The 22,346-nt window shown below is 61.8% G+C and carries 22 protein-coding genes and 3 pseudogenes; 16 read left to right on the top strand and 9 right to left on the bottom strand.

The features are described 5' to 3' along the window. Positions 1 to 89: 89 nt before the first annotated feature. Entirely contained in the window at positions 90 to 476 is a 387-nt protein-coding gene (locus PO860_RS04510) for an ectoine synthase (protein WP_183606217.1), read from the bottom strand. A gap of 132 nt (positions 477 to 608) precedes the next feature. Between PO860_RS04510 and PO860_RS04505 the strand changes: the two genes are divergently transcribed. Further along, a complete protein-coding gene (locus tag PO860_RS04505) occupies positions 609 to 1,472 on the top strand; it encodes a LysR substrate-binding domain-containing protein (RefSeq protein ID WP_273884135.1) in 864 nt (287 codons plus the stop codon). A gap of 14 nt (positions 1,473 to 1,486) precedes the next feature. Here PO860_RS04505 and PO860_RS04500 read toward each other — a convergent pair whose 3' ends face one another. Beyond that, on the bottom strand, positions 1,487 to 2,449 hold the full coding sequence (locus PO860_RS04500) for a LysR family transcriptional regulator (protein WP_183606215.1): 963 nt from the start codon (positions 2,447 to 2,449) through the stop codon (positions 1,487 to 1,489). A gap of 124 nt (positions 2,450 to 2,573) precedes the next feature. Here PO860_RS04500 and PO860_RS04495 point away from each other — a divergent pair, with 124 nt between their 5' ends. From PO860_RS04495 to PO860_RS04480, 4 genes are all read left to right on the top strand, one after another. Beyond that, entirely contained in the window at positions 2,574 to 3,974 is a 1,401-nt protein-coding gene (locus PO860_RS04495; RefSeq protein WP_183606214.1) for an MFS transporter, read from the top strand. 95 nt (positions 3,975 to 4,069) lie between these two features. Beyond that, a complete protein-coding gene (locus PO860_RS04490) occupies positions 4,070 to 4,447 on the top strand; it encodes a hypothetical protein (RefSeq protein ID WP_183606213.1) in 378 nt (125 codons plus the stop codon). Positions 4,448 to 4,474: 27 nt separating this feature from the next. After that, positions 4,475 to 4,810: a hypothetical protein gene (locus tag PO860_RS04485; RefSeq protein ID WP_336314536.1), complete on the top strand. Its 336-nt coding sequence runs from the start codon at positions 4,475 to 4,477 to the stop codon at positions 4,808 to 4,810. Between the two features lie 373 nt (positions 4,811 to 5,183). Beyond that, complete coding sequence (locus PO860_RS04480) at positions 5,184 to 5,327, top strand: hypothetical protein (protein ID WP_183606211.1); 144 nt, start codon at positions 5,184 to 5,186, stop codon at positions 5,325 to 5,327. Between the two features lie 32 nt (positions 5,328 to 5,359). Here the strand turns inward: PO860_RS04480 and PO860_RS04475 are convergent, their stop codons facing one another. Next, on the bottom strand, positions 5,360 to 5,500 hold the full coding sequence (locus tag PO860_RS04475) for a hypothetical protein (protein WP_183606210.1): 141 nt from the start codon (positions 5,498 to 5,500) through the stop codon (positions 5,360 to 5,362). 111 nt (positions 5,501 to 5,611) lie between these two features. Between PO860_RS04475 and PO860_RS04470 the strand changes: the two genes are divergently transcribed. Next, positions 5,612 to 6,715, top strand: a complete 1,104-nt coding sequence (locus PO860_RS04470; protein WP_183606209.1) for a fatty acid desaturase — start codon at positions 5,612 to 5,614, stop codon at positions 6,713 to 6,715. 169 nt (positions 6,716 to 6,884) lie between these two features. On the opposite strand, the gene PO860_RS04465 is transcribed toward PO860_RS04470, so the two are convergent. Further along, the gene (locus PO860_RS04465) at positions 6,885 to 7,799 is read right to left on the bottom strand and encodes an SDR family oxidoreductase (RefSeq protein ID WP_273880554.1); all 915 of its coding nucleotides are present in this window, start codon (positions 7,797 to 7,799) and stop codon (positions 6,885 to 6,887) included. Positions 7,800 to 7,953: 154 nt separating this feature from the next. On the opposite strand from PO860_RS04465, the gene PO860_RS04460 reads away from it, so the two are divergent. The 4 genes and pseudogenes from PO860_RS04460 to PO860_RS04445 all read left to right on the top strand — a co-directional run bounded on the left by PO860_RS04460 (position 7,954) and on the right by PO860_RS04445 (position 11,191). Continuing rightward, positions 7,954 to 8,514 (top strand): TetR family transcriptional regulator, encoded by a 561-nt coding sequence (locus tag PO860_RS04460; protein ID WP_183606207.1) that lies wholly within the window; start codon positions 7,954 to 7,956, stop codon positions 8,512 to 8,514. A gap of 61 nt (positions 8,515 to 8,575) precedes the next feature. After that, positions 8,576 to 8,766: pseudogene (locus PO860_RS04455) on the top strand (IS701 family transposase); the annotation flags it as partial. A gap of 65 nt (positions 8,767 to 8,831) precedes the next feature. Beyond that, a pseudogene (locus tag PO860_RS04450) lies at positions 8,832 to 9,019 on the top strand (IS6 family transposase); the annotation flags it as partial. A gap of 210 nt (positions 9,020 to 9,229) precedes the next feature. Further along, entirely contained in the window at positions 9,230 to 11,191 is a 1,962-nt protein-coding gene (locus tag PO860_RS04445) for an elongation factor G (protein WP_275038200.1), read from the top strand. 39 nt (positions 11,192 to 11,230) lie between these two features. Here the strand turns inward: PO860_RS04445 and PO860_RS04440 are convergent. After that, positions 11,231 to 11,772, bottom strand: a pseudogene (locus PO860_RS04440) (transposase). A 221-nt stretch (positions 11,773 to 11,993) separates the two neighbouring features. After that, positions 11,994 to 12,470, bottom strand: a complete 477-nt coding sequence (locus tag PO860_RS04435; RefSeq protein ID WP_183606206.1) for a YcgN family cysteine cluster protein — start codon at positions 12,468 to 12,470, stop codon at positions 11,994 to 11,996. A 204-nt stretch (positions 12,471 to 12,674) separates the two neighbouring features. Here PO860_RS04435 and PO860_RS04430 point away from each other — a divergent pair, with 204 nt between their 5' ends. The 5 genes from PO860_RS04430 to PO860_RS04410 all read left to right on the top strand — a co-directional run bounded on the left by PO860_RS04430 (position 12,675) and on the right by PO860_RS04410 (position 18,416). Then, a complete protein-coding gene (locus PO860_RS04430) occupies positions 12,675 to 14,873 on the top strand; it encodes a transglycosylase domain-containing protein (RefSeq protein ID WP_275038199.1) in 2,199 nt (732 codons plus the stop codon). A 187-nt stretch (positions 14,874 to 15,060) separates the two neighbouring features. Further along, positions 15,061 to 15,648, top strand: coding sequence for a DUF1214 domain-containing protein (locus PO860_RS04425; RefSeq protein ID WP_183606204.1), 588 nt, complete (start codon positions 15,061 to 15,063; stop codon positions 15,646 to 15,648). Next, complete coding sequence (locus PO860_RS04420; RefSeq protein WP_183606203.1) at positions 15,641 to 16,189, top strand: DUF1254 domain-containing protein; 549 nt, start codon at positions 15,641 to 15,643, stop codon at positions 16,187 to 16,189. The genes PO860_RS04425 and PO860_RS04420 overlap by 8 nt, the downstream gene beginning before the upstream one ends. 722 nt (positions 16,190 to 16,911) lie before the next feature. Next, the gene (locus PO860_RS04415; RefSeq protein WP_183606201.1) at positions 16,912 to 17,118 is read left to right on the top strand and encodes a hypothetical protein; all 207 of its coding nucleotides are present in this window, start codon (positions 16,912 to 16,914) and stop codon (positions 17,116 to 17,118) included. Positions 17,119 to 17,366: 248 nt separating this feature from the next. Then, positions 17,367 to 18,416, top strand: a complete 1,050-nt coding sequence (locus PO860_RS04410; RefSeq protein ID WP_183606200.1) for a DUF2336 domain-containing protein — start codon at positions 17,367 to 17,369, stop codon at positions 18,414 to 18,416. Between the two features lie 21 nt (positions 18,417 to 18,437). Here the strand turns inward: PO860_RS04410 and PO860_RS04405 are convergent, their stop codons facing one another. The 3 genes from PO860_RS04405 to PO860_RS04395 all read right to left on the bottom strand — a co-directional run bounded on the left by PO860_RS04405 (position 18,438) and on the right by PO860_RS04395 (position 21,401). Then, entirely contained in the window at positions 18,438 to 18,782 is a 345-nt protein-coding gene (locus PO860_RS04405) for a DUF1491 family protein (RefSeq protein ID WP_183606199.1), read from the bottom strand. Positions 18,783 to 18,928: 146 nt separating this feature from the next. After that, entirely contained in the window at positions 18,929 to 19,849 is a 921-nt protein-coding gene (locus PO860_RS04400) for a peptidoglycan-binding domain-containing protein (RefSeq protein WP_183606198.1), read from the bottom strand. After that, the gene (locus PO860_RS04395) at positions 19,821 to 21,401 is read right to left on the bottom strand and encodes a sensor histidine kinase (protein WP_275038198.1); all 1,581 of its coding nucleotides are present in this window, start codon (positions 21,399 to 21,401) and stop codon (positions 19,821 to 19,823) included. Before PO860_RS04395 ends, PO860_RS04400 begins: the two co-directional genes overlap by 29 nt. A gap of 412 nt (positions 21,402 to 21,813) precedes the next feature. Here PO860_RS04395 and PO860_RS04390 point away from each other — a divergent pair, with 412 nt between their 5' ends. Then, a complete protein-coding gene (locus PO860_RS04390; protein WP_275038197.1) occupies positions 21,814 to 22,308 on the top strand; it encodes a DUF5330 domain-containing protein in 495 nt (164 codons plus the stop codon). Positions 22,309 to 22,346 lie beyond the last annotated feature (38 nt).

Raw genomic sequence — 22,346 nt, 5'->3', positions numbered from 1 at the left:
CTCAGCTTCCTGGAAGCACCGACCGCTCAAAGCTTTGTTTTCAAGCGTTCCTCTGGGAAAACCGCGCTTCTTCCCTTATCCGGCTGCTGTCAATAAGCCGACCCCGAGGGATCGCTCAGATTATGGCGCTCGGATCCCTTCAGCGGCGGATTGAAGACGCTGACAAGGATCAGGTCCTGGTCACGGCCGCCGCGCAGCAGATGCCTGTCATGCTTGTCGAGCACATAGATATCGCCCTGGCGAATCGGGAAGACAGTGCCCTGCATATCCTCCACCTCGCCCTCGCCGGCGATGCAATAGCAGGCCTCGAGATGCTGGCGGTATTCGAGAAGCGAGACGGTGTTGGCGCGCACGATCGTATGGCAAACGGTAAAGCCCATCCCATCCTTTTCCGTCAGCAAACGATGGCTCGTCCCGTTGCCCCATTCCACGAAATAATCGGTTGCTTCGACATCCTTTAGGCTGCGCACGTACATTCCGTTCTCCTACTGTAAGAAAATTTGACACGTCCGCGGTACTGTTCAGATCCGTTGCCTGCAGTCATACTGTTGATTCTCATGTTCGAACAAATGATGATTCCTAATCTGACTGCTGAGGAAAACTTACAGATGACACTTCCACTCGGCGCATTGAGAGCCTTCGAAGCGGCAGCGCGTCTCTCCAGTTTTTCGCGCGCCGGCGACGAATTGCGCGTCACGCATGCCGCGATCAGCCATCAGATCCGTCATTTGGAAGAATGGTTCGGACGGGCCTTATTTCTGCGTGAAAAACGCGGCGTGCGGCTCGCACCCGAGGCCAAAAGCTTTGCCGAAACCCTATCGAGCAGCTTTGAAAGAATTTCCGCAGAAGCGGAAATGCTGAAGCTAACGACCAGATCTGAGATCACCGTCGGCTGCATCCCGTCCGTCGCGACGCGATGGCTCATACCGTCGCTCGGCGATTTCCTTACGAAGCATCCTGATGTCACAATAAAGGTGGTCTACGCCATGGCCGAACAGCGTCTGCGTGAAACCGGCTGCGATGTGCTGATTACACTTGGCGCCGACACCTTCGAAGGCGTCGTTTGTCACCAGCTATTCTCCCGCGCCACTCAACCTGTCGCCAGTCCGCGCTATCTTGAAAGAAAGGGTGGCGTCGACCACGCGACACAGATCGCAACGGCAGACCTGCTCCATGACGAGACCACCGCGCATTGGGCGCTATGGCTCGACAAGGCGGGCGTGCCGTTGACGCGACCGCTGAAGGGGCCGGTGTTTCAAGATTTTAATTTGCTCGCGACCGCCGCCATTGCCGGTCATGGCGTCGCACTTTGTCCGGTCGAGTTATGCCGCCGTGAAATCGAGAACGGCGACCTGATCGTGCTCTCGGACATCTCGATTCTCGAACAGGAAAGCTATTTCCTCATCTGCAAGGCGTCCCCGCAAAAATCAATTTCCGCTTTCTCTATGTGGTTCAAATCGGTCATTGAATAGAGGGGCCGGGGCTCCTACGCCGCAGCTCTCGATATCGAAACGCAGCAGCCGGAGGCTTCGAGTGCCTCGCCGGCGACGTCGAGGAACAGGCGGCGGAACCAGCGCGCCCGGCCGTCGGCCTGGTCGACCCGGCGATAAAGCATGGTCACCGGATCGGCCGGCAGTGAAAGCGGCGGTTCGCAGATCGTCAGCCCATGCAATTGCGCCATGCAGCGGCCGATCGATTCCGGCACGGTGGCGATGGCGGGCATGGCCCTGAGCGCCGTCGGCAGAGCGGAAAAGCGCGGCACGGTCGCCACCACACGCCTGACATGGCCGGTGCGGCTCAGCGCGATATCGATGCTGGTCGCGGCATTGCCCTCGAAAGAGACGGTGACATGGGCGACATCGGCAAAATCCTTGAGGCCCAGCGGCGCCTTCAGCCGGAGTTGGGCCTCGTCGTAAATGCAGATCGATGCCTGATTGAACAGCGGCGCACGGATGTGCCAGGAGGCCGGCTCCTCGTGCACGGAGACGCTGAAATCGAAGACGCCCTCGTCCAGCCGGCGCGCCGCATCGCGCTTGTCGGAGGCGATGCCGATCAGCCGGGCACCGGGTGAAAGCTGGAGAAGACGGGCGGCAAGCGGGCCGAAGAAGGCCGATTCGAGGTTGTCGCACATGCCGATGCGGAACTCGCCCTGCCAGCTTGCCGGATCGAATTCGGATTGCGGGCGGATCGCGCGCTCGATGCCCGAGAGCGCATCCTCGATCGCCGGGGCGATGGAAAGGGCGCGCGGCGTCGGCTGCAAGCCGCGGCCGACACGCACGAACAATTCGTCGTCCAGCGCCTCGCGCAGGCGCCGCAAGGCGGCCGATAGGCCGGGCTGGCCGAGCAGCAGCCGCTCGGCGGCACGGCTGACATTGCGCTCCTGCATCAGCACCGAAAAGGCCAGCAGTAGATTCAGGTCGATTTTGCGAAGCATGGCATCATTCATCATCGTGAGTAATACCTGGCATGGCTACTATCAATTTGCAATAGGATTGGAAGCCGTACATTTTCTCGTTCCCTGCCGCCCGGCATCCTCCCTCCGATGAGGCGGCAGCAAAGAAGGAACGATTTCGATGACATTTTCCAAATCGAAAAGCGGGACGGGGCTGGCATTGCTGCTGCTCTGCGCCGCCAACTTTCTCGACGCCATGGACGTCTCCACCATCGGCGTAGCACTGCCTGCCATCCAGGCCGAACTCGGCATGGAGGCGACCTCGCTGCAATGGGCCGTCAGTGCTTATGTGCTCGGCTATGGCGGCTTCCTGCTGCTCGGCGGCCGGGTCGCCGATGTCTTCGGCCATCGCCGTGTTTTTCTCTGGTCGCTGGCGATCTTTGCTGCCGCCAGCATCGCCGGCGGCTTCGTCGACAGTGGCCCGACGCTGATCGCCGCCCGCCTGGTCAAGGGCATTGCCGCCGCCTTCACCGCACCCGCGGCGCTTGCGCTGCTGCTCTCCGTCTTCGGCGAGGGAACGGCGCGGGCCAAGGCGCTCGGCGTCTTCTCCTCCACTGGCGCCGCCGGCTTCGTGCTCGGCATGGTGCTCGGCGGGGCCGCGACGATCATCAGTTGGCGGGCGACGCTTGTTATGGGCGCGCCCGTCGCCATCCTGACGCTCTTTCTTGCGCCGCTGGTGTTGCCCGCCGACCCCAAAAGGACAGGACCGCGGCCGGCCTTCGACTGGGCCGGCGCGCTGACGATCACGCCTGGACTGCTGCTCTTCGTCTTCGGCATCACCAATGCCGCAGCCGCCGGCTGGCAGGACTTTGCGAGCTGGGGTTCGCTCGCGGCGTCGCTGGCGCTGATCCTGCTCTTCCTCGTGGTCGAAACGCGCCATGCCGATCCGATGGTGCCGCTCGGCATGTTCCGTCGAGCCAAGCTTCGGCATGCCAATGCGATTGCCGCCCTCTTCCAGGGCGCCTATGTCGGCTTCCAGTTCCTGGCGACGCTCTATTATCAGAACGTCATCGGCTGGTCGGCCTTTACCACTGGCTTCTGCTTTGCGCTTGGCGGGGTCTTCGTGATGTTCCTGGCGCCGCGTTTTGCGACGCTCGCTCAAAATCGCGGCGCCACCGGGCTGATGGCGACGGGTGTCGGGCTGCAGGCCTTCAGCTACATCTTCTGGGTGACCGCACTCGGACATGTCGACCCGATCCTGCTCGTCATCTTCTCGCAGATCCCGCTCGGCCTCGGTTACGCCCTGACTTACCCCTCGGTGCAGGTCGCGGCGCTTTCCGATGTGGAGGACGGCAAGGCGGGGCTCGCCTCCGGGCTGCTCTTCGCCTCCTTCCAGATCGGCGGCGGCATCGTGCTTGCGGCCGCCTCGGCGGTGTTCAGCGCTGCACCGCATTTCGGCTGGGACCCCTATGTCGCCGGCATCGCCTTCGTGGCGCTGCTTGCGGTCGCGATCACCCTGCTTGCAGCCGCCGGGCCCCGGACATCGGCCGCCCGCAGGCCCACCTATCAGCCGGCGGAATGACCTCAGCAGCCCGCACCCTCACCGGTGCGGGCCGCGCATCAACCGGTGCGATATCCGCAGCAAGAATTCCGTTGCGTTGCCTTGGCGAAAGGCGCATGGTCCCAACTTCGGCAGCCATTGTACGGGCGCTGCCGACTGAGGGTTTTCATATCCTCGCCCCGACGAAAGGAGGACCCATGTCTTCCACTTCAGAAAAGCCGCATCTGACCTCGTCCGATCTCGACATGCTTCAGGGCGTGCTCGACGACGCCGGCTACGACGCCAGAATCCTGATCGACGACCAACGGGTTTTCAACGTCGCGGCCATGCTGCTGATCAGGCTGTTCCAAGAGGGTGTCACCTCGCCAGCCATGCTCTCACGGGCGCTCGAACACCATTTCGGCAAGCCGAAGGCCCCGCCGAAAATGGTAACCCCTGTCTGCAACCGCTATGCGATACAGGGATTGCCGCGCGAAAGACGCGCCGCCGGCTAGCGAGCCTCCCGGCTCCGAAGGATTATTGTGCGGAAAACCCTCTTGCTTTGTCTCTCCGTCGCAGCGGCCGCCTATTTCGGATGGGTGCAATTCGGAGCTTACCAACAACGGCAGCAGGCTCGGGATTTTGCTGACATCGACAAGGAGCGCCGGGTGGCGCTCCTTGAGGTCGATGGCTGCCAGGCACGGGTGGATCTGCTTCTGTCGATGACCGACCGCCTGCTCAAGGCCGGCGGCATGCTGGTGCCGCTCGATATTGGGCGGGATATCGAACTCTGTTTGGCTCGCGGCATCATGTCGGCATCAGGCCTGGCGGAGATGGAAAGAACGAAGCTGATCCGCCTGTTTCCGGTGAATGATTAAGCCCTGTGGAAATATGGCTTTCCTGCGGCAGCGGCCTTAATGGCACCTCAATTTTATTCTATAGTAATGGCTCGCTGATTTGGCCGATGCGGCATTTGCGGTGACCGGATTTCCGGCCCCGCCATTTTCCCGATCGCGAAAGCATGGTGACGTCCCGTCTCAATGTCGGGTTTGGCTTTCGGTGACCTCTCCGGTCATCCGCCTCCAGACTGCGATGCGGTTTCAGCAGGCATCATTTTCATTCCACTCCTGCGGCCCGGTGTTGTCGGGTTGCCCCTCACGACGATCCCGCGACCTAGGTCGCGACCGACAAGCGGGGCGAATACCACGCAGGCTGCAGCTTTCAATGTCGATCTCAAAGGGAGATTTCACCATGGCAAAAGGACAAGTCAGAAGCAATCGCGAGGTCCGGAAGCCGAAAAAGGACAAGCAGGCGGCGAAGGTGGAAAGCACATTCGCCAATCAGATGAAGACGGCGACCACAGCCGCCCCGCACGGCAGTGCTCCAAAGAAATAGCAGCTCTTATCGAGCCGCCGGCTTCGCCCTCGCTAGCGCATATCGAGATCGATTTGCGAGAGGGTGATGCGCGAATTCAAAGCGATAGCGCGTCCCGTCGGACGCGCCGCGCTCCAGCGCGACACCATCACCCATTGACATGTTTTCAGAAAAACAGGAATTGCTGCACCCATGACCACTCTTCATACAATGTACCACTTCGACTATCCACTTTTCCTCATTCGCTCGGCCGTGGTGATTGCACTCGGCCTGTCGGCCATCGCGGCCTTTCACGGCGCCACTCTATGATCGAATCTGCGCGCCGCAGCGAGTGCGAGGAAATCCAGCTTGCCCCTCTGGGCCAGCCTACCGAAAACCCTGAGCGATCGCTCGGGGATGCCACGCTTTTCGCTGAAAAACGCTGGCTGAAGATCCTGGCCGGATATCGCCAGCCGAGGGCCGGACGCAGCGCATTCGAGCTTGCCGTCACCGTCGTCCCCTTTGTGCTGTTCTGGGCCGCCGCGTGGGCCGCGGTTCACTATAGCTTCTGGCCTGGCCTGATCCTCGTCATTCCCGCCGCCGCCTTCCTGCTGCGGCTGTTCATGATCCAGCATGATTGCGGTCACGGCTCGTTTTTCGCCCGTCGTCGCCTCGACGACTGGGTTGGACGCACGATCGGCATCCTGACGCTGACGCCTTATGACTACTGGCGCCGGGCGCATGCGGAACACCACGCCTCGGCCGGAAACCTCGACGAGCGCGGGGTCGGCGACATCGAGACGCTGACGATCGCCGAATACAGCGCGCTGTCGCGCCGCGGCCGGCTTGCCTACCGGCTCTACCGGCACCCGATCGTGATGTTCGGGATCGGGCCGGCATGGCTGTTCCTCTTCAAGCAGCGCCTGCCTTTCGGCATGATGCGCTCCGGCGCCCTGCCCTGGGTTTCGACCATGGCGACCAATCTTGCCATCGCACTGGTCGCCGCGCTGCTGATCTGGGCGGTCGGGATCATACCCTTCCTTCTGGTGCATCTGCCGATCGTGCTGCTTGCCGGTGCCGCCGGCGTCTGGCTGTTCTACGTCCAGCACCAATTCGAGGAAACGCATTGGTCGAAGAAGCCGGACTGGCAGTTCCAGCATGCGGCCCTGCACGGCGCCTCGCATTACGACCTGCCGCCGATACTGCGCTGGATCACCGGCAATATCGGCATCCACCACGTGCATCATCTGTCGAGCCGGGTGCCCTACTACCGGCTGCCGGAGGTGCTGCGAGACCATCCTGAGCTTGCCGATATGGGCCGCATCACGCTCATGGAAAGCCTGCGTTGCGTCAAGCTGGTGCTGTGGGACGAACAGACGAAGCGACTGGTGTCGTTTCGCGACGCAGCCCGGCTTGCCCCCGCACGGTAGTCGACAAACCTCAGAGCGGTTCAGCTTTTCATGGAAAAGTAGAACCGCTCGAGCCTTTTGTTTTGCGCAATTCCCGGCAAAACCGCTTCGCGCTTTGCCGGGAATTTGCTTTGTTTGGTCTACGCAATTCCGGACGGAAAACCGCTTCGCACTTTTCCTGGAATTTGCTTTAGCGGTAGCCAGTCACGTCAGCCGGTTTGTCCGCCTCCTGAACCTCCACCATGTAGCGCCAGCAATCCGGCCGTGAACCGTCGATGTCATCGAAGCCGTAGGTCTTGGCCATGCCGCCGCTCGACAGCGACTGGCCGTTCCAGCGGGCGCGGTTAGGATCGGCAGCGATCGCCACAACCGCGCGACCGACGAAGCGCGGGGTTTCGGAAATGGCGAAATGCGGCTGCACCTTCGTCGCGTCGCGCCAGTTCTGCTCGCTGACACCATAGGCATCCAGCATCATTTCCGAGCGCAGCCAGCCGGGCGTGATGGCAATGGCGGTGGCGCCGTGTTTTGCCAGGTCCTGTGCATGCGCCCACGCCATGCGGGTGACGCCTGTCTTGACGAGGTCGTAGAAGGGCGACAGCCGGTAGTGGGTGGCATTGTAGTCGGCCGTGCCGTCGGTCACCTCGACCAGCAGCCCGCCCGGCCGCTCGATCATCAGCGGCAGGGCGTAATGGGCGGTGATCAGATGCGTCTCGATGCCGAGCCGCAGCATGCGCAGGCCCTTGTCCAGCGAATGCTCCCAGACTGATTTGTCCCATTCGAACAGTTTTTCGCCGCCCCAGATGTCGTTGACGAGAATATCGAGCCGGCCGGCCTCGCTGCGAATACGACCGACGAGCGCCTCGACTTGCTCCTTGACGAGATGGTCGACCTGCACGGCAATGCCCCTGCCGCCGGCAGCGGTCACCAACTCGGCCGTCTCCTCGATCGTCTCCGGCCTGGCGTATTCGGATTGCTGCGCGCGTGTCGTGCGACCCGTCACGTAAACGGTGGCGCCAGCGGCGCCGAGTTCCACCGCGATGCCACGACCGGCGCCGCGTGTTGCTCCGGCCACCAAAGCCACTTTCTCCCGCAAGTCCGCTGTCATCTTTCCATCCTCCTCGATAGAACTGCGCAATTCCGGGTGCAAAAGCGCTGCGCATTTTTGCTGGAATTGTTAAGGAAGGCGCCCGGAGTTAGCCGTACTCCTTGTATATAAACGAATGATCGTTTACATTGGTGGTGAATGCAAGAGGAATTTCATGCCACGCCGTCGCACGCTTTCCGATGAGCAGCTTCTCGCCATGGTGCTGGCGGTAATCCAGGCCGAGGGGCCGGATGCGGCGACCTTTGCGGCGGTGGCGAAAGCGAGCGGCCTTTCCGGCTCGACGCTGGTGCAGCGTTTCGCAACGAAGGCGGCGATGCTGCGCGCAGCGCTGCTCTATGCCTGGGACAGGCTGGATGCGGAAACGGCGCGGCTTGCCGGGACCGTGGCGAAAACCCCGGAAGGCGCCGTCGCGCTGCTCGTCGGCCTGTCGCAGCATTACGGCGACAATGCCGCCGCCTACGGCGAGGGATTGCTGGTGCTGCGCGAGGATTTCCGCGATCCGGTGCTGCGGGCTCGCGGTGCCGCCTGGGGAACGGCGCTGACGGCAGCGATCGCGCCGTGTTTCGGCTCGGCGAAGGCGCCGGCGACGGTTGCCCGACTGATGCTGGCGCAATGGCAGGGTTCGCTCACCTGGTGGGGATTTGGCGCAGACGGTCCGGTGGCTGCCTATGTGGAGACGGAATTGAAGCGCTTCCTGACCGCAGTGAAGCCCTGATCCCCGCTTAGACTAACATTACAGCTGCATATCGTTGGAATGTCTGACTCCATGGGTTTCCATGATCCGCAGGTCATGGATGACAGGCGTATCGATTGAGGCGACGCTGGAGCTTTGGGCGTCTTCGTTGCGTGATGTGAAAGCGCGAATGCGGCCGCTGTTCACACAGGAGCGGGTAGCGAATTCAGCATGCCAATTTCTGGACGGTTTGCTGGGAAAGAGCGGCGGAAGACGGGTTGGATGCGGGCGGAAGGGTTCTGTTGCAAAAATCCCGTTGATGCCCGAAAGAGCGCTGAAGATTTTCAGCGATACTTTTGATGAGTAATTTCAAGTGGCGGCATTTTCAGGAGAGATTATCCTTTGGGCGCTGGTACTGCCGCGCTACGGTGTCAGCTACCGCGATCTCGAACAAATGATGGGTGAGCGGGGTGTGCCCGTCGATCAATCCACGATTTACCGCCGGGTCCAGAAATATGCGCCCGAGATCGAAAAGCGGCTGCGCTGGCACTGACGCCGACCGCAGTCAAAAAATGTCGAGGTATCATCTTGAATTCGTTGCAGACAGAATCTGATCATTAAATGCGAGACGACATCAGCCTCAAATGCAAGTCCAGGTCAAAGCATTGTGAAACTGAACACCTCTGGCGCCTTGCAGCGGTTCAGGGCATCCTAATGATGGCTGAAAATTGTGTTTATGGCAGTTGGAGGAATGCCGATGCGCTGCTTTACCGTGCTTGGACCCTCGCAGACCGGAAAATCAACAGTCGTGGAAAAGCTCGGCTCCCTGGAGGGGGCGCCGAGAAAATCCAGCTCCCCATATGGATTGAAGCTTGCAGAATTCACCTTTGGAAACGAGGCGTGGTGTGCGCTGGATGCGCCAGGACCCAACGAAGCGTTGGCACATGCACAGCACGCGCTTCTTGCCAGCGACGCCTGCATCCTGTGCGTTTCATCGGCACCCGAGGAGGCTGTGCTCGCCGCGCCCTATCTGCGGGTAATCGAAGCCTCGGGGACGCCGTGCATCCTCTTCGTCAACCGGATGGACGAACCGAGAGGGCGGCTGAGGGACGTGATCGCCGCGCTTCAAGACTACGCCAACCACACGCTTTTGCTTCGCCAGATCCCGATCCGCGACGGAGACAGGATCATAGGCAGTTGCGATCTGATTTCGGAACGGGCGTGGCGCTACCGGGAAGGCCAGACTTCCGCGTTGATCGCAATCCCTGAAAGCGCCGCCGAGCGCGAGCACGAAGCGCGCAGCGAGCTCCTGGAACACCTGTCCGAATTCGATGACTGGCTCCTCGAGGAACTGGTCGAAGATCGCGAGCCGCCCAGCGACGCCCTCTATGCCATTTCATCGCGGGTTCTCAGGGAAAACAGGATTATTCCGGTCCTGATCGGTGCCGCAAGTCATGGCAACGGCATGATGAGGCTGATGAAGGCGCTGCGCCACGAGGCGCCGCCGGTAGGGGTTCTTCGACAGCGCCTGGCTCGTGCGGGCAATGTCGATGAAAACAAGCTGACCGCCGTGAGCTTCCATGCCTATCATCGCCAGAATGTCGGTAAGACAGTGCTCGTGCGCGCGCTTGGCGAGGGACTGCGGCAGGGCGCATCACTGGGCGGCTCCAGCCTCGGCGCCGTACAGCATCTCGCAAACGGGAAGTCCAATTCGGCGGTCGTGCCTGCGCTGGGGGATGTGTTCGCGACGGTCAAGTCCGACCACTTGCCCGTCCCTTCGCTGTTCACATCAGACGCGGTGGTCGCCCCGCCTGAGTGGACGGAGCCACCCACGCCGATGCTTGAAAGGATCCTAATCCCAGGCAGCGCGCGCGATGAAAACAAGCTCTCCGAAACGCTGGCAAAACTTTCCGAGACGGATCGCGGTCTTGTCGTTTTGCACGAGGAAGGCACGGGCGCCCAGCTCGTCCGCGCCCAGGGCCCGGTCCATCTGCGCGATCTCTGCCGAACCCTGTCCGAGGTCTTCCATATCGACGTAACCGATCGAATGCCCAGCCCGATCTACCGCGAGACAATCGCGAAGCCGTCCGAGGTTCACTACCGGCATCGCAAACAGACCGGCGGTGCCGGGCAATTCGCGGATGTGAAGCTGAGCATTCGCCCCAACGAGCGCGGCCGGGGCTTCACCTTCAGCGAAACTGTCAAGGGTGGCGTCGTTCCGCGCAACTACATCCCTGCCGTCGAAGCAGGCGCGCGCGAAGCGATGGAGAAAGGGCCGCTCGGCTTCCAGGTCATCGATGTCGGCGTAACGCTGTTCGATGGTCAGTACCATGCCGTCGACAGTTCGGAACACGCCTTCAGGACTGCGTCGAAAATGGGAGTGCGACAGGCGCTTTCCGAAGGGTCGGCCGTTTTGATGCAACCGGTCTTCCGCAGCGAAATTCACATTCCGTCGATCTATTCCGGCAGCCTCGTCCAGATCGTCTCCGCTCTCAAGGGTCAGGTTCTCGGCTTCGACCGGGATGAAACCGCTAAAGGGTGGGACATCTTCCGGGCACTTATTCCGGGCGGCGCACTTGACGATCTGGCGCGGGCGCTGCGCTCGGCGACGCAGGGCATTGGTTACTTCTCCAAGACCTTCGATCACTTCGAGGAGCTATATGGAAAGGAAGCGGACGCCATCGTGAGAGCACACGAGGAACCAGGCGTCGCACGCTGAAACGTTCGCGCCACGTCACGCTCGTTCGCAGAATGGGGCTCATGTCGTTTGGCAGTTAACCGTGATCGAAGTCGCCAATTCGAGATAGACCCAATCATGCCGTCGCGCGCCCTTGGTCCCCTCGCCTGCCGACAGGCGTCGCCAGGCATGGTCAGGCTCTTCGGCGATGTCCTTCGCTTTCCCGGCAACGGCCAGCGGTTTGTCCCATGAGCGAAAGAGATGATTGGCGTTCACGCCCAGCACAATAGCCCATGCGGCTCGTTTGAGCGCCATTTCGATGTCGCCCCCACAGACACTGTCGGCAGCCACCCAGGAAAATGGCACATCCGAAGCGATTCCCCGCTCGATCATGGCAAGCGCCAGTGCCGGCTTGGTCAAAAAGCTGACAGTGTCCGGCACATGAGCTCCGGCACCCGGTTCCGGTCCTCCGTCCAGGCCCTCGGCAGATAGAGTGCCCGATCGATGAAGGCATGACCATGGCGGGAGACATACGACGCGAACACGCCGATCTGGCAATTGGTGATCTTGCCCGCCGAACCTGTATATTGCCGGCCGACACCACAGGATGCCTTGCCCCGCATCCAACCCGTCTTGCGCCGCTCTTCTCCCAGCAAACCGTCCAGGAATTGGCATGCTGAATTCGCTACCCGCTCCTGTGTGAACAGCGGCCGCATTCGCGCTTTCACATCACGCAAAGACGCCCAAAGCTCCAGCGTCGCCTCAATCGATACGCCTGTCATCCATGACCCCGGATCATGGAAACCCATGGAGTCAGATATTCCAACAATATGCAGCTGTAATGTTAGGCTTCCTCTTCATCCTTTTTCGCGCCGACGGTCAGCGGCCAGTCGACGACATAATCCTCAAGATCGTCGATATCGATCTCGGTTTCGCTGATGGTGCGGCCGCGGGCAGAAATACCGGCGGCATGGACGGTTTCGGGATCGCCGGAGATCAGCGGATGCCACCAGTAGAGATCCCGGCCTTCATTGACCAGCCGGTAGCCGCAGGTGGGCGGCAGCCAGGCGATATCGGGCACGTTCTCCTTGGTCAGTTGCACGCAGTCCGGCACGAAATCCCAGCGGTTCTCATAGCTGGAGCAGCGACAGCTTTCGCCGTCGAGCAGCTTGCAGCTGACCGAGGTGAAATAGATATCGCCGCTGTCCCATTCCTCGATCTTGTTGAGACAACAGAGGCCGCAGCCGTCGCAGAGGCTTTCCCACTCGGCGACGGTCATTTCGGCCAGCGTCTTTCGCTTCCAGAAGGGCAGATCGTTCATCGTTCGTTTCTTGCAACAGAGGCCCGCAAATTCGCGTGACCCTGATGCATCTCTCTTGTTATCGGCCGCAAAATCAATCAATCCTTCAGCATACTCCTGATACTCGGAGAATTCTCTCCTGGTATCGGAGAGCTTTGCGGCCATATGCGGGCCTCGCGCTTTCGTCGGATATGACCGAAGCGCGATCAGGCGGGAATACAGGACGTGCAGGATCCGGACAACCCAGGAAATGGGCCAGAAAACGGGCCAGAAAAAAGGCCCGGAAAAGCGGCGAATGAGGCAGCGGAAAAGCGGCCGGCGAAGAGCCGTCACATTCTGCTGCGCATCGATTCCTGGATCGATTCGACCGTCTGGAACGCCGGCTTCCGCGCCGCCGAGATCTGGGAAGACATCACCATCTTCTTCCGCCGCTTCCGCGTGCGCGGCTGGAAACGCATGGTCTTCGAACTCGCCGGCGAAGGGCTGACGCTCGGGGCCGCCGGCTCGGTGCTGATGCTGCTGCTTGCCCAGCCGGCCTTCGAGGCGACCAAGGAGGACTGGCGCAACCGCGGCGATTTCGCCGTCACTTTTACCGACCGCTACGGCAACGTCATCGGCCATCGCGGCGTCATCCACCAGAATTCCGTGCCGATCGACGAACTGCCGGATTCCTTGATCAAATCCGTTCTGGCCACCGAAGACCGGCGCTTCTTCGATCACTTCGGCATTGACGTCATCGGCCTCTTCCGCGCCATGGTCACCAACGCCCAGGCCGGTGAAGTCGTGCAGGGCGGCTCAACGCTGACGCAACAGCTCGCCAAGAACCTGTTCCTGTCCAACGAGCGCTCGATCGACCGCAAGGTCACCGAAGCGTTCCTGGCGCTTTGGCTCGAGGCCAACCTTTCCAAGAAGGAAATCCTCTCCACCTATCTCGACCGCGCCTATATGGGCGGCGGGACTTTTGGCGCGGCAGCGGCGGCACAGTTCTATTTCGGCAAGGATATCACCGATGTGAACCTTGCCGAATCCGCCATGCTCGCCGGCCTGTTCAAGGCGCCGGCGAAATATGCGCCGCATGTCAACCTGCCTGCAGCGCGTGCACGCGCCAACGAGGTGCTGACCAACCTCGTGCAGAGCGGGCTGATGAGCGAGGGCCAGGTGATAGCCGCCCGGCGCAACCCTGCCACCGTCGTCGACCGCAACGAGGTGGAATCGCCCGACTTCTTCCTCGATTGGGCTTTCGACGAGGTGCAGCGGCTTTCGCCGCGCTTTCATCAGCATTCGCTGATCGTGCGCACGACGATCGACATGGGCATCCAGCAGGCAGCCGAAGATTCGGTCGAAACGTCGCTGCGTGAATATGGCGAGGCCTACCACGCCAAGCAGGGCGCCATGGTGATGATCGAGAACGGCGGCGCGGTGCGCGCCATGGTCGGCGGCCGCGATTACGGCGAAAGCCAGTTCAACCGCGCCACCAGGGCGCTGCGCCAGCCGGGCTCCTCCTTCAAGGTCTACACCTATTCGGTGGCGATGGAGAGCGGGATGACGCCGCAGACGACGATCGTCGACGCGCCGATCTCCTGGGGCAATTGGAGCCCGCATAATTATGCGAACCGCTATGCCGGCCGCATCACGCTTGAGACCGCGATCGCTCAGTCGATCAACACCGTGCCGGTGCGGCTCGCCAAGGAAAAGCTCGGCATCCAGCCGATCCGGGCGATGGCGAAGAACCTCGGCGTCGAAACGCCGATCCGCGACGACGTCACCATCCCGATCGGCACCTCCGAAGTGACGGTGCTCGACCAGGCGACCGCCTATGCCACCTTCCCAGCCGGCGGCTACCAGTCGCGCCGCCACGGCATCACCCAGATCCTCGATTACGATGGCGACGTGCTCTACGATTTCGACCGCGACGAGCCGGCGGCGAAACGCGTGCTGTCCGAACAGGCCGACGCCTATATGAACCAGATGCTGTCGCGCGTTCCCTATGTCGGCACGGCGCGCAAGGCAGCACTCGACAACGGCATCGTGACGGCCGGCAAGACCGGCACGACCCAGGCCTATCGCGACGCCTGGTTCGTCGGCTTCACCGGCAATTACACCTGCGCCGTCTGGTTCGGCAATGACGACTATACCTCGACCAACGAGATGACCGGCGGCTCGCTGCCCGCGATGACCTTCAAGCGCGCCATGGACTACGCCCATCAGGGCGTAACGCTGCGCGCCATCCCCGGCATCGAAAACCCCCTGCCCTCGGAAAAGGATCTCGCCAAAACAGCCGCCGCCAAGCCGCAGGACGGATTGCCGCAGCTCATCCGGCCGCGCATGCTCTCGGTGCAATCGACCGACATCCTCAAAAAGCTCGGCGAGAAGCTGAAGAACGCCGCGCCGCTGGCGCCGGCGAAGGTAGCGAGCGCGGAGTAGGCTGGCGCGGGAGATCGCCGGTGTGAGGGCAGCCAATTGGCGCCAACCTGACACCCCTATTGTTGCGCATCGGCATGACGGCTTCGCGGATATAACCGGGGATCAATCGGCGCCTATGTCACGGCGCGGCATTCCACCCCGCCAGAATCAGTGGTAACCCTTTCATCCCGGTTTCCAAGGTCATGACGTGTTTCGCTTTCCCCTTTTCATCCTGATCACGCTGATCGTCGCCTTCGGGGGCGGGATCATGATTTCGCTGTATGCGCTGGATGCGACACAGGGTTTCGGGGCGATCAAGCTCGGCGCGTGGGAGGCCTTTCCGGCGTTGCAGACGGTCGAGGCCGATCCCTATGCCAAGTCGCACCGCGCCCGCGCCGGCAAACTGCTTTATGGCAGCGCCGAAGGCCTGACCTTTACGGCGAGCGTCGATGACGACGGCGCGCGGCTGAATGCCAACTGCCGCTACCGCATCAGCGGGCAGACCCCGCCTGCCCGGCTGTGGACCCTCTTTACCGCCGACAATGGCGGCAATCCGGCGGCGGTGAAGGCCGGGCATCCCTCGGCGCTGAATTCCTGGACCGTGCTGCGTCAGCCAGACAGCAGCTTCTCGATCGAAATCTCAGCCGCCGCGCAGCCGGGGAACTGGCTGGCCTTGCCGGAAGCCGGCACTTTCCGGCTGGTGCTGACACTGTTCGACACCCCGACCGCCGGCAGTTCCGGGGTGATCGACCTCGCCATGCCGAAGCTCACCAAGACCGGATGCGGCAATGCTTAGGATATTCTTCGCCATCCTGACCGGCCTTTTCGGCGCAGCGCTGCTGCATCTCGTCATCATCCTGTCGCTGCCGCATTTCACCGGCAAGGACGCGGCCACCCGGGTGGAGGCCGAGGGCGATCTCAACAATTTCTACCTGCTCGGCGACCGGTATGACGAAGCCGGCCTTGCCAATGGCGACCCCTTCCTGCGCACCGCCGTCTGTTCCTTCGACGTCGAGGATGCGCCGGTGCATTTCACCGCCAAGGGCAATGTCCCCTTCTGGTCGATCGCGATTTACGACAGCGCCTCCAATGAGGTCTTTAGCATGAACGACAGGACGTCGGTCGGCGGCGCGCTCGACGTGCTGGCTGGAGGTCCGATCCAGCTGACCGACCTGCGCAAGAATCTGCCGCAGGAATTGCAGCAGGCGATCCTGGTGGAAATGGCACGGCCGGACGGTTATGCCGTGCTGCGGACGCTGGCGCCGCAGGCGAGTTTCGATGAGGCGGCGCGCACCTTCCTGACGCAAGCCGGCTGCGAGCAATTCAACGCTCGCTAGGGTTGAGCAGGCGATTACTTTTTATTGACGCGCGGCGTGGGCGCCGGGCGATGTTTCGGGCTCTCGACCAACCGCTCGTAGCGAACGCCGGTGAACCAGAGGATCTTGGCTTCGCGGGGCTCTTTGTCCGGTCGGCGCGGCGCCCGCGGCCGCCGATCCGCCAATGCGACTATTATTGCCATTCTCGTCTCCATGCACTGCCCGAGACGGATGAATTTGCGATGGATTTCACCCTGCCCGCCAATGTGCGGGCCGGCGCGTCCTGCGGGGCCGGGATTGCCGGACCGAGGGCATTCGCGCCTTTCCCACGGCACCTGATTGAAATACCGTGATCAGGACTTTCAACGATCCAGATACTCAAATCGCGTCGTTCCCATCCGAATTGAGACAGATGACAGTTAACAGTTTACTAATGTTCGGCAGACGCCCAACACAGTTCACGTCACTTCTCTGTAACGCGCGAAGAGTTGATTTGGTTTCATGCCACCCGCGCAAAGTACCGGCCGCGGATCGATGCGTAAAACGAGAGACAATTCATATAGTTGCGACAGACGAGGAGTGATTATCTGCGGGGAAACACATGTTGTTGCAAAAATGCTTCATGTAAATATTTAATTGCGGCCAACTCGGATGCGCGTATGGTTGCTCTCGTCGATCACATTTTCCGGGCGCCGATCGATCGCGGATTTTCCGCGTTCTTGCCGGGATGCGGAGGACACGCGGTGTCTTTGCTGGTGAATTCATCTTTCTCGCCTGAGGATCTCGACGTGCTGCGCAGTGCGCTCGATGCCTGGTGCGCGGAACAGCGCGTCGACATCAAGAGCGTCGAGGCTCAGTTTGCCGCATCCGCAGCACTCGACCTTTATCAGCCCGGTCACGACAGCCGCGAAAAGCTGCTGCACGCGCTGCACGATCGCAAGGCCGCCTGAACTTTTCCACCCTCACATCAGCGATAAGCAATGGCGGCGGCGTCCCGCTCAAGCCAGGCATTTTATATTGCCGGCTAATCAAATCGCGACACGCTTCGCGTGTGTATTTCTGTTGCATTTTAATAAAATCTTCAGCATGCATTAACCGTACCGGTGTAGGATTTGTTCATAACCGTATGGCCAGACATGCGTTCCGCCAGCGCATATCGGCCCGTGGTCCCCTTGTTCTGCGTTTTCGGGGTGTTGTTGTGCGTGACCGGTTTCGAGACCTAGAAGGCCCCTTGGCCGTCAGGAAAAAGGACGTGGTATTGATGGCGACTGTCAGCAGTTTCGAGAACCTGTCTCATCCGACACGCTCCGAACTGCGCCAATTTGCCGAGCTTTTCATGCCGCTATTCCAGGCCTCCTCCGACGAGGCCAAGCGCCAGGCGGTCGCAGCTCTGTCGCAATGCGAGAACATGCCGGCCGCCGTGGCGTTGTTCATCGGCAACCAGCCGATCGAAATCGCCGCCCCTTTTCTTGCCGCCTCAAAAGCAATCGCCGACGATACGCTGATCACCATCGCGCGCATGCAGGGTGCGGCGCATGTCAAGGCGATCGTCAGCCGCGATTCGCTTTCGCCGAAAGTCATCGATGCGCTGGTGGCGCTGCGCCAGACCCAGCCGCGATCCGCCGCCGCCTCGGCGCCGATCACGGAATCGCCGGCAGTGCCGCTTGCGCCGGCGCCCACCGAAACCAACGAGGCAGACGCGCTGGAAGAACAGCGGATCGCCAATGAAGAGGCATTGCGCGAACGCATCCTCGGCCTGGCCGGTCATCTCGGTCATAAGGAGGACGACAGGCTCGGCCTGCGCACGCTCACCGACATCCAGGAGGCATTGCTGGTGCGCTTCGCCCGCTCGCGCGAGGCGACGCATTTCGCGACAGCCCTTGCCGACGCGCTGTCCGCCAGCCGCTGGCTTGCCGAGCGCATCATGCTCGATCTTTCCGGCCAGCAGCTCGCCACGACGCTGACGAGCCTCGGCATGAACTTTCTCGACGCCGTCTTCGTGCTGGAGAGACTTTATCCGCATCTTGCCGAACAGCAGCACAACGTCACACGCGGCTGGATGGTGCTCGATGCGCTCGACCCGGAAGAATGCCACGAACGTGTGGACGCCTGGCGTCGCGCCGACCGTTATACCTATAAGCCTGAAGTGCCCAATGTGCCGCCCCCTCAGGAAACCCCCAATACCCGCTTCATCCGCCAGGCGGCGCCGCAACGCGACATGCGCGTCATGGGACGGCGGTATCGCTGAGTTGAGGCCCGACTTCGGCTGTCAGCCATTCCGCCCAAGCGGGAGCATGTCTCCCAGTTCCTCTGCCTCCAGTTCGACGATCCAGAGATCGGGATCGAACTTGCGTTCACGCTCCAGCATGGCGCGCACCGCTTCCGGGTCCGCTCGCGACAGGCGGACTTCGAACAGCCGGTCGCCGGCCTGGCCTTCGTCGAAGGCGGTCTGGGGCGCCGGCGCATAAAGCGTTTCCAGGCCGTCGCGAAAATGCTGGCGGATGAAGATCGCACCCGCCTCCTCCGCCCCCTTTTTTTCCACAGCGGCGAAATCGCCGCTGGCGAAGACGCGGCGCAGGAGTGCTGAAACGAAGATGTCGGCGCGTAATCTCATCGGCGCGGTATAGACCGGCGCGCCGGCGGCGGCAATGCGGGGTCAGAGTTTGACCTTCCGGGTTTCAAGCGCGTCGCGATCTTTCAGATCAGCTCCTCACGCTTTAGGTCTTTGCTTTTACGCATGTCGCTATCGCGCGACATGCCCTAGATCGCGCCGATTTCCTTGAGTTTCTTCAGCACCGCCTGGTTCGGCTCGCCGTTTTCGGGCAGGTTGTAGTGCTTCTGGAAATGGCGGATGGCCGCGCGGGTCTGTTCGCCGGCGACGCCGTCGACGCCGACATTGGCATAGGCCATGTTGGAAAGACCCTTCTGGATCTTCAGCACCAGGTCGACATTGGTGATTTCGCTTGATGGAACCTGCTTTGCGGCTGAGGGAGCGGTTTTGACCGTCTTTTCGGCGCTGCGGATCGCCGCTGCCACCGGGTCTTCCGCCGCCGCCTTCGAGCTCACATCCTCGGGGGGCTTTTCCGCGGGCACGGTCGAAGGGCCTGATGCATCGATCCTCAGCGCCGCCAGTACCTCCGGCGTCGGATCGCCGGTCTGGGCCATGCCGACGGTTTCCTCGAAGAAGAGGATGGCCGCGCTGGTGCGCGGGCCGATGATGCCGTCGGGGATGCCGTTATAGAGGCCGCGGCGTACCAGCTGCTGCTGGATGTCCATGACAAGCTGGCTCGGCTGCTGGCCGGGTGCTGCCGGCACCGGCGTTGCATTGGTGGTGGCGGCAGCATCCTCCGGCCGTTCGATCCGGAAGGTGGTGACGTCGCCCTGCTCCTCGGCCGGGCGGCGGGCGCCGAGCACGGTTGGAGACTGCGGATCGCGGGTGCGGAAAATCGGATGCGGATGCAGGCCCGGCTGATACCAGAGCGCATTGGCGGCGACGAAGGAGAAGATGACGATGAAGGTGATCGTGCCGCCGGCGACCGACGGATTGCGGCCGATGACGCCGCCGAGCGCGGATGCGCCCTGCAGGCTAAGCCCGCCCAGGGCGGCGGCGCCTGACATCAGAAGGCCCGGCTGCTGCCGTCCCCTTTTTCCCTTAGGCGATTTTCGCTTGCGCGCGGCCATCGAAACGCCCCTCTTCCAATTCTGCGCCTGTGTTGACCGCGCCCTTCAGCCGCGGCGGAAATTCGACAGTCGCGCCATGGCCGGCCTCTTCGGCGTGTTTGGCGCCCGAGCCGTCCACCGCGATCTCGATGGTGATGATCGTGCCTTCGCCCGGCTGGCTGGCGATGGCGAAGTGACCGCCATGCAGCGCCACCAGCCCCTTGACCAAGGATAGACCAAGGCCGGTGCCTTCGAAGCGGCGGGTATAATCGTTCTGGATCTGGACAAAGGGCTGGCCGAGCAAGGCCAGCTTGTCGGCCGGGATGCCGATGCCGGTATCGCTGACCGTCAGCTTCAGGATGCCGTCGCGTGCCGCCGCATCGACCGAGACGACGCCGCCGGCCTCGGTGAACTTGATGGCATTGCCGACGAGATTGATGAGGATCTGCTGAATGGCGCGCTGATCGGCGACGACCTCGCCGAGGCCGCGCTGGATACGGCTCGTCAGCGTGAGACCCTTAGTCTTGGCCTGCAATGCGAGCATCGATTCGCAGGACCTGACCGCGCGCGATATATCGAAGCCTTCAAGGATCAGCTCGTAGCGGCCGGCTTCGATCTTGCTCATGTCGAGCATGGTGTTGACGACGGACAGGAGATGCGCGCCGGAATCGCGCACCAGACCGACATATTCGCGCTGGCGGTCGTTTTCGAACTTGCCGAAATATTCGCCGATCAGGATATCGGAAAAACCGAGAATGGCGTTGAGTGGCGTGCGCAGTTCGTGGCTGACGGCGGCGAGGAAGCGCGATTTGGCGTCGTTTGCCGATTCGGCATCGACCGCGCGGTTATGGGCTTCGTCCCGCAGTTGCTGCTCGACGGAGACATCGCGCAGCTGGGCGATGATGGCGGCAAGTTCGCCGTCGGCATCGCGCCGGGCGGTCATGTCCATTCTCAGATAGGCGAACTGCCGTTGATCGCGCGAGACCGAGGGCCGGTCGAGGCGCAGATCCACGCACGCGGCCTCCTCGCCCCGGCGCAGGTTATCGAGCGCCTGCAGGAAAAGGATGCGGTCGGAGACATGCACCTGCTCGAGGAAGCCCCTGCCCTTGGGATCGCGCATCCAGGCGAGGAAGTCGCGCCGGTCGCGGCCGCCGACGGTCGCCACACTGCCGTGAGGGTCGAGGAAGAAGACGAGGCCGGGGGTGGCGGCCAGGAAGAAATCCTCCGCCGACTGCGTGGCGATACCGGCGGACGACCCCTGACGGGCGAGCGCGATGCTGCCGACGGCGGAAAAGAGAAAGGCGGCGCAGACCATGGCGACACCGGCCGGCAAGGCGACGGCTGGACTGGTCACCGTCGAAAGGCCGATAGGGGCGGCGATAAGAGCAGCCGACGAGAACAGCACGAGGCGGCGCAGGATCGCGAGCTCGCGTTGGCGCATGGCTTCGCCGCCACCCGTCCGGGAGAGCCAGCTTATCGCCGCCCGGTCTACGAGGGCCGACACCCAGCCGCCAATGTTACTCAATACACGCACGCAATACCCGCCCAACAGGCTGTCTATCGATCCGGACAATAGGCCCCGGCGACTTAAAGAAAGGATAAGGCAAAAGCGCTGTTCACCGCCAGAAACCGCCGGAATTCCCGTTTTGAAGCATCTGGAAGGCTCTTTGCCTTTTGTGGTTAATAGCAGGTAAGCGACGGATTTTCCTCATATTTCAGCATTGCGTTAACTCCTGTGGCAAGGCGAGCCGGCAAAAGCCCTGCAATTGCAAGGAGGTGCTGCCCTGATGCTTAACGGCGATCGCTCGCATTCGACTGAAATGCTCCACAAATGCCGTTTGCTAAAATTTGAATTAAATTTGCCGCAAATGCGCGTGAGTTTCGAAAAGCGGCATTCGCAACTTGGCAGTAGGGTGGAAACACACCGGACAACCGGCCTGATTCGGCGACAAGAACCGGACGGGAAAACAGGATGGGCAACGACAATGTGGTTTCTGATCAAAGGATCCTTCTGGTTTGGCCTCGTGCTCGTGCTTCTTTCCGTCTTCAGCACGGAGAGTTCCGACACGCTCGCCAGCGGCCCGCAATTGCAGCTTTCCGACGCGTTCACGGCGGCAAGCGGCGCCTATGATTATCTGACAGGCATGTGCGCGGAAAAGCCCGAGGTCTGCACCAAGGGTGCCGAAACCTTCACCGCACTCGGCCACCGAGCCCGTGAAGGCGCCCGCGTCGCCTATGAACTTCTCGATAGCCAGTTCAAGGACGAGACGCCGGCGACCGCAAGGCATGCCGAGCCGCAGGTACCGGTGGCGCTCAACATGCCTTCGCTGGCGGCACCCGCCATCCAGGAGAAGGTGCGTGAGGCAAAAGCGGCACTGGGCCAGCCGATGCCTTACCGCCCGCCGGTCGACGACGATGCCGCAGCCGAGACGGTGGTCACCGGCGCGATTCCGCTGCCGACGCCGAAGCCGGCGATCTGACGAATTTTTTCACCTTTCAGTTTTCCAGCTTGCATCGG

The sequence above is a fragment of the Rhizobium binxianense genome (genome assembly GCF_028994275.1).
GTDB lineage: Bacteria > Pseudomonadota > Alphaproteobacteria > Rhizobiales > Rhizobiaceae > Rhizobium > Rhizobium binxianense.
This window is presented reverse-complemented; position numbering and strand designations above follow the sequence as displayed.

Excerpts from the sequence above, each read along its gene's own strand:
- PO860_RS04445 (WP_275038200.1), top strand. The coding sequence starts at position 9,230 with ATGCGCTGCTTTACCGTGCTTGGACCCTCGCAGACCGGAAAATCAACA.
- PO860_RS04435 (WP_183606206.1), bottom strand. The coding sequence starts at position 12,470 with ATGAACGATCTGCCCTTCTGGAAGCGAAAGACGCTGGCCGAAATGACC.
- PO860_RS04505 (WP_273884135.1), top strand. The coding sequence starts at position 609 with ATGACACTTCCACTCGGCGCATTGAGAGCCTTCGAAGCGGCAGCGCGT.
- PO860_RS04460 (WP_183606207.1), top strand. The coding sequence starts at position 7,954 with ATGCCACGCCGTCGCACGCTTTCCGATGAGCAGCTTCTCGCCATGGTG.
- PO860_RS04405 (WP_183606199.1), bottom strand. The coding sequence starts at position 18,782 with ATGAGATTACGCGCCGACATCTTCGTTTCAGCACTCCTGCGCCGCGTC.
- PO860_RS04420 (WP_183606203.1), top strand. The coding sequence starts at position 15,641 with ATGCTTAGGATATTCTTCGCCATCCTGACCGGCCTTTTCGGCGCAGCG.
- PO860_RS04470 (WP_183606209.1), top strand. The coding sequence starts at position 5,612 with ATGATCGAATCTGCGCGCCGCAGCGAGTGCGAGGAAATCCAGCTTGCC.
- PO860_RS04510 (WP_183606217.1), bottom strand. The coding sequence starts at position 476 with ATGTACGTGCGCAGCCTAAAGGATGTCGAAGCAACCGATTATTTCGTG.
- PO860_RS04495 (WP_183606214.1), top strand. The coding sequence starts at position 2,574 with ATGACATTTTCCAAATCGAAAAGCGGGACGGGGCTGGCATTGCTGCTG.
- PO860_RS04465 (WP_273880554.1), bottom strand. The coding sequence starts at position 7,799 with ATGACAGCGGACTTGCGGGAGAAAGTGGCTTTGGTGGCCGGAGCAACA.
- PO860_RS04475 (WP_183606210.1), bottom strand. The coding sequence starts at position 5,500 with ATGGGTGCAGCAATTCCTGTTTTTCTGAAAACATGTCAATGGGTGATG.
- PO860_RS04490 (WP_183606213.1), top strand. The coding sequence starts at position 4,070 with ATGGTCCCAACTTCGGCAGCCATTGTACGGGCGCTGCCGACTGAGGGT.
- PO860_RS04390 (WP_275038197.1), top strand. The coding sequence starts at position 21,814 with ATGTGGTTTCTGATCAAAGGATCCTTCTGGTTTGGCCTCGTGCTCGTG.
- PO860_RS04480 (WP_183606211.1), top strand. The coding sequence starts at position 5,184 with ATGGCAAAAGGACAAGTCAGAAGCAATCGCGAGGTCCGGAAGCCGAAA.
- PO860_RS04400 (WP_183606198.1), bottom strand. The coding sequence starts at position 19,849 with ATGGCCGCGCGCAAGCGAAAATCGCCTAAGGGAAAAAGGGGACGGCAG.
- PO860_RS04500 (WP_183606215.1), bottom strand. The coding sequence starts at position 2,449 with ATGATGAATGATGCCATGCTTCGCAAAATCGACCTGAATCTACTGCTG.